Annotated in this window: 3 protein-coding genes; all 3 read left to right on the top strand. The window is 32.3% G+C overall.

Annotated features, from left to right (window positions below; all coding sequences use genetic code 11):
- Nucleotides 1–395: 395 nt before the first annotated feature.
- The gene (gene glsA, locus IX290_RS11145) at nucleotides 396–1307 is read left to right on the top strand and encodes a glutaminase A (protein WP_211493266.1); all 912 of its coding nucleotides are present in this window, start codon (nucleotides 396–398) and stop codon (nucleotides 1305–1307) included.
- A 27-nt stretch (nucleotides 1308–1334) separates the two neighbouring features.
- A complete protein-coding gene (locus tag IX290_RS11140; RefSeq protein WP_211493265.1) occupies nucleotides 1335–2780 on the top strand; it encodes an alanine/glycine:cation symporter family protein in 1446 nt (481 codons plus the stop codon).
- Nucleotides 2781–2944: 164 nt separating this feature from the next.
- On the top strand, nucleotides 2945–4642 hold the full coding sequence (locus IX290_RS11135) for an FAD-dependent oxidoreductase (protein WP_211493264.1): 1698 nt from the start codon (nucleotides 2945–2947) through the stop codon (nucleotides 4640–4642).
- Nucleotides 4643–4662 lie beyond the last annotated feature (20 nt).

Below are 4662 nucleotides of genomic sequence, written 5' to 3'. Positions count from 1 at the left end.
GTGAAAAATTTGATATAATATCACAACTATTTTATTTTTTTACAAGATTACTCTTTATATTATAAGGGACTATGCAATAGTAGAGAAGAAAACAGAAATAAACTCTCGTAAAACAAGAAAAAATGTGGTAAAATATGACATATTATATATATATCAATACTATTGATGTTGTATATGTATAATAAGAAATATTGTGTTGCCTAACATAATTTTGTTATATAAATCTAATATATAGAATAACATATATAAAATGAATTCAAGTTATATATAAAACAAATTTTTATCATTGACAATAGGATAAAAAGCATATATGATTTATTATGTGACAAAAAATGTGAAAAAAATATATTTCTTGTTATTTGATAACATTGCAAAAGAAAAAAGGAGTGAATAATATGCAAGATTTGCTAAGTAAATTGATAAAAAAGAATTTACCATTCACTAAGGACGGAAATGTAGCAAACTATATTCCAGAATTAGATAAAGCACCAAAAGATGCTTTAGGTATATGCATTCTTGATAACGAAGGGAACCACTACTGTGCTGGAGATTGTGAAAAGAAATTTACAGTGCAAAGTATTTCTAAGATTGTAAGTTTAATGTTAGCTATTTTAGATAATGGCGAAGAGTATGTTTTTTCAAAAGTTGGAATGGAACCTACAGGAGATCCATTCAACTCTATAAGAAAATTGGAAACTTGTTCAAGTAAACCGTATAACCCTATGATCAATGCAGGAGCAATTGCTGTATGTTCAATGATAAAGGGTAGCGATGCAAGAGAAAAATTCCAAAGATTATTGGATTTCTTTAAACGTGTTTCAGAAGATGATACTTTGGATGTAAACTACAAAATCTATTGTGGAGAAAGTGAAACTGGTAACAGAAACAGAGCAATGGGTTATTTCCTTAAGGGCGAAGGAATAATCGAAGGAGATGTTGAAGATGCTTTAAGAGTATATTTCAAACAATGCTCAATTGAAGTTACAGCACACACAATAGCTAAAATCGGATTATTTTTGGCAAACAATGGTAAGTTAAGTACAGGAGAACAGGTAGTTTCACCTAGAGTGGCTACAATTGTGAAAACTTTAATGGTAACTTGTGGAATGTATGATAGTTCTGGAGAAGTTGCTGTAAGAGTTGGAATACCATGTAAAAGTGGTGTAGGTGGAGGAATAGTAGGAGTTGTTCCAGGAAAACTTGGAATTGGAGTTTATGGTCCTTCACTAGACAGTAGAGGAAACTCTATAGCAGGACTACATCTGCTAGAAGATTTATCAAGTGAACTTAAGTTCTCAATCTTCTAGAATAACACAAAAATTAAGGGAGGAAACATGTTAGGCAACATAATAAATTTTTTAAATGGGATACTTTGGGGATACGTTTTAATTATTTTACTTACTGTATCAGGACTTTATTTTACTTTTAAACTAAAATTTGCGAACTTAACTCAAATCAAAGAGATGTTCAAAATCATGCTTGAGAAAAAAGAGGGTGGAGGTATATCACCTTTCCAAGCTTTCTGTGTTAGTGCAGGTTCTAAAGTTGGAACTGGAAGCTTGGCTGGAGTTGCAATAGCAATTTCACTTGGAGGACCAGGTTCTGTATTTTGGATGTGGGTATTAACTCTAGTAGTTGGAAGTTTAAGTATCGTTGAAAATATATTGGCACAAATTTATAAAGAGAAAAAAGATGGATTATTTAGAGGTGGACCAGCTTTCTACATGGAAAAAGCTATGAAGAAAAAATGGATGGGTATAGCTTTCTCAGTTTTATTAACTATCACTTACGGGCTAATATTTAACGCAGTTCAAGCTAATACAATGACTATTGCTATTGAAAACTTTGCTGGAATAGACAGAGTTAAAAGTGGTATTGTTGTAGTAGTATTAACAGCTGCAGTTATTTATGGTGGTATGAAGAGAATAGCTAAAGTATCTGAAATCATAGTTCCATTAATGGGAGCAAGCTATCTTTTAGTTGCTTTATTCGTAGTTGTAAAAAATATTGGTGAATTACCTTCAGTAATGAGCTTAATATTTGCAAATGCTTTTGGACTTAAAGCATTTGGTGGTGGAACTCTTGGAATGATAGTTATGCAAGGGGTAAAAAGAGGATTATTCTCTAACGAGGCTGGAATGGGAAGTACACCTAACGCAGGAGCATCAGCTTCAGCATCACACCCTGCTAAACAAGGTCTTATTCAAACTTTAGGTGTATATGTAGCTACACTTGGAGTATGTACAGCAACTGCATTTATAATTTTATTCTCAGGAGTATTAGATCAGAAACTAGATGGTATTGGATATACTCAAGCTGCTATGAAAGCTCAATTAGGAAGTGTTGGAGATATATTCTTACTACTTTGTATTGTACTATTTGCTTATACTACTATTATTGGAAACTACTATTATGGACAAACAAACCTTGAGTACTTAAATGCTGACAAGGGAATAAAAATTCAAATATTCAGAGTTTTAGTTATGATAATGGTATTCTTCGGTGCTGTAAGAGAATCAGCAATTGTATGGAATACAGCAGACTTGTTTATGGCTTTAATGGCAATCTTTAACATCTATGCAATAGTTATGTTAAGAAAACCAGCTATTCAAACTATGCAACATTATGTAAACTCTAAGAAAATGGGACTTGATCCAGTATTTACAATTGATGTACTAGATGACAGTACAGGAGTAGAGTGCTGGGATAAAAATGGTGAAATTCCTTTAGAAGCAGAGGAACCAGTAGCTGTTCAATGTCCTTCAGGAGTAGAGGCTTAGATCACACTTAGTATTATAAATGTTCCTGGCAAGATTATCTTGCTGGGAACTTTTATTTTTTGCAAAAATAGAAATGTTGACTAAAGAGTCTAAAGCTGTTATATTATATATACCATTTATATCAAGTTAACGTAGATGGGATAATTGATTAAGGGGTTGATTATATGAAAAAAATAGCTATAATTGGTGGAGTTGCTGGAGGGGCATCAGCAGCTGCAAGATTGAGAAGACATAGCGAAGAAGATCAGATAGTGATGTTTGAGAGAGGACCTCACGTATCATTTTCTAACTGCTGTTTACCTTATCACCTAAGTGGTATTGTGGACAGTGCTGATAAACTTGTTTTAATGACACCTGAGAAGTTTATGGCTCAATATAATATTGATGCAAGAGTTAATAGTGAAGTTATAGATATAGATAGAGAAAATAAAGAGATAACTGTTAAAAATATTTTAACTGGAGAAAATTATAAGGAAAAATATGATAAGCTTATTCTTTCAATGGGAGCAAAACCTATAGTACCAAGAATAAAAGGAATTGAAAATGTAAATATCTTTACTATTAGAAATGTAGTTGATATAGATAGATTAAATAAATTTGTAAAAACTTGTGAAAAGAAAAAAGTAACAGTAATAGGTGGAGGATTCATAGGAATAGAAACTGCTGAAAACTTAAGAGAAGCTGGTTATGACGTAACACTTATAGAAGCAGCAAATCAGATTTTGAGAGTATTTGACTATGATATGGTACAGATTCTTCATAAAGAACTACATGATAAAGGAGTAAATCTTATTGTAGAGGATAAGGTTGTAGAATTTGAAAAGAATATGGTAGTTCTTGAGTCTGGTAAAAAAGTGGAGGCAGAAGCAGTAGTTTTAGCAATTGGAGTAACTCCAGATATTGAACTTGCTAAGAAAGCTGGACTTGAAGTTGGAAAAACAGGTGGGATAAAAGTTGATCAGAATTATTTGACATCTGATAGAGATATATATGCAGTAGGAGATGCTATTGAGGTATATAATGCTCTTTACAATGACTACTTCAAACTTGCTCTTGCAGGACCTGCACAGAAACAGGCAAGAGGAGTAGCAGACCATATAAATGGAATGAGAATAGATAACAGAGGATTTATCGGTTCTTCTGTAATAAAAGTTTTTGATTATAATGGAGCAGCAACTGGACTTACTGAGAATATAATAAAAGATAGAAATTTATCTATTAAATATGAAACTGTAGAGTCTATCCCTTTTGACAGTGTAAAACTTATGCCAACAGCAAGATTTCTACACTTCAAGCTTCTATATGAGGTACCAACAGGAAGAATACTTGGAGCACAGGCAATAGGAAAAGGAGATGTGGCAAAACGTATAGATGTTATAGCTACAGTAATTAAATTCGGTGGAACAATTGATGATTTAAAAGATTTGGAACTTTGCTATGCACCACCATTTGGAACAGCAAAAGATGTTGTTAACTATGGAGGATATATAGCAACAAATCTATTAGATGGAAGCTATAAACAGGTGCATTTCAGTAAAATGAGAGAGCTTGTAGAAAACAATAAATTTATCCTTGATGTGAGAGAAAAAAATGAATATGAAGCTGGACACATTAATGGATCTGTAAATATTCCTCTTAGTGAAATAAGAGATAGAATAGGAGAGCTTCCTAAAGACAGAGAGATTTTTATACATTGTAAGAGTGGACAGAGAAGTTACAATGCGTGCTTATTATTACAGCATTTAGGATTTAAAGATGTCTACAATATAACTGCAGGATTTATGGGAATATGCTTCTATGAGTACTTTAATGATATAAGACTTGGAAGAAAACCTATAATGGATAAATATAATTTTAACTAGATATAAAAAAGAGGCTTATG

The sequence above is a fragment of the Fusobacterium sp. DD2 genome (assembly GCF_018205345.1).
Taxonomy (GTDB): Bacteria; Fusobacteriota; Fusobacteriia; order Fusobacteriales; family Fusobacteriaceae; genus Fusobacterium_A.
This window is presented reverse-complemented; position numbering and strand designations above follow the sequence as displayed.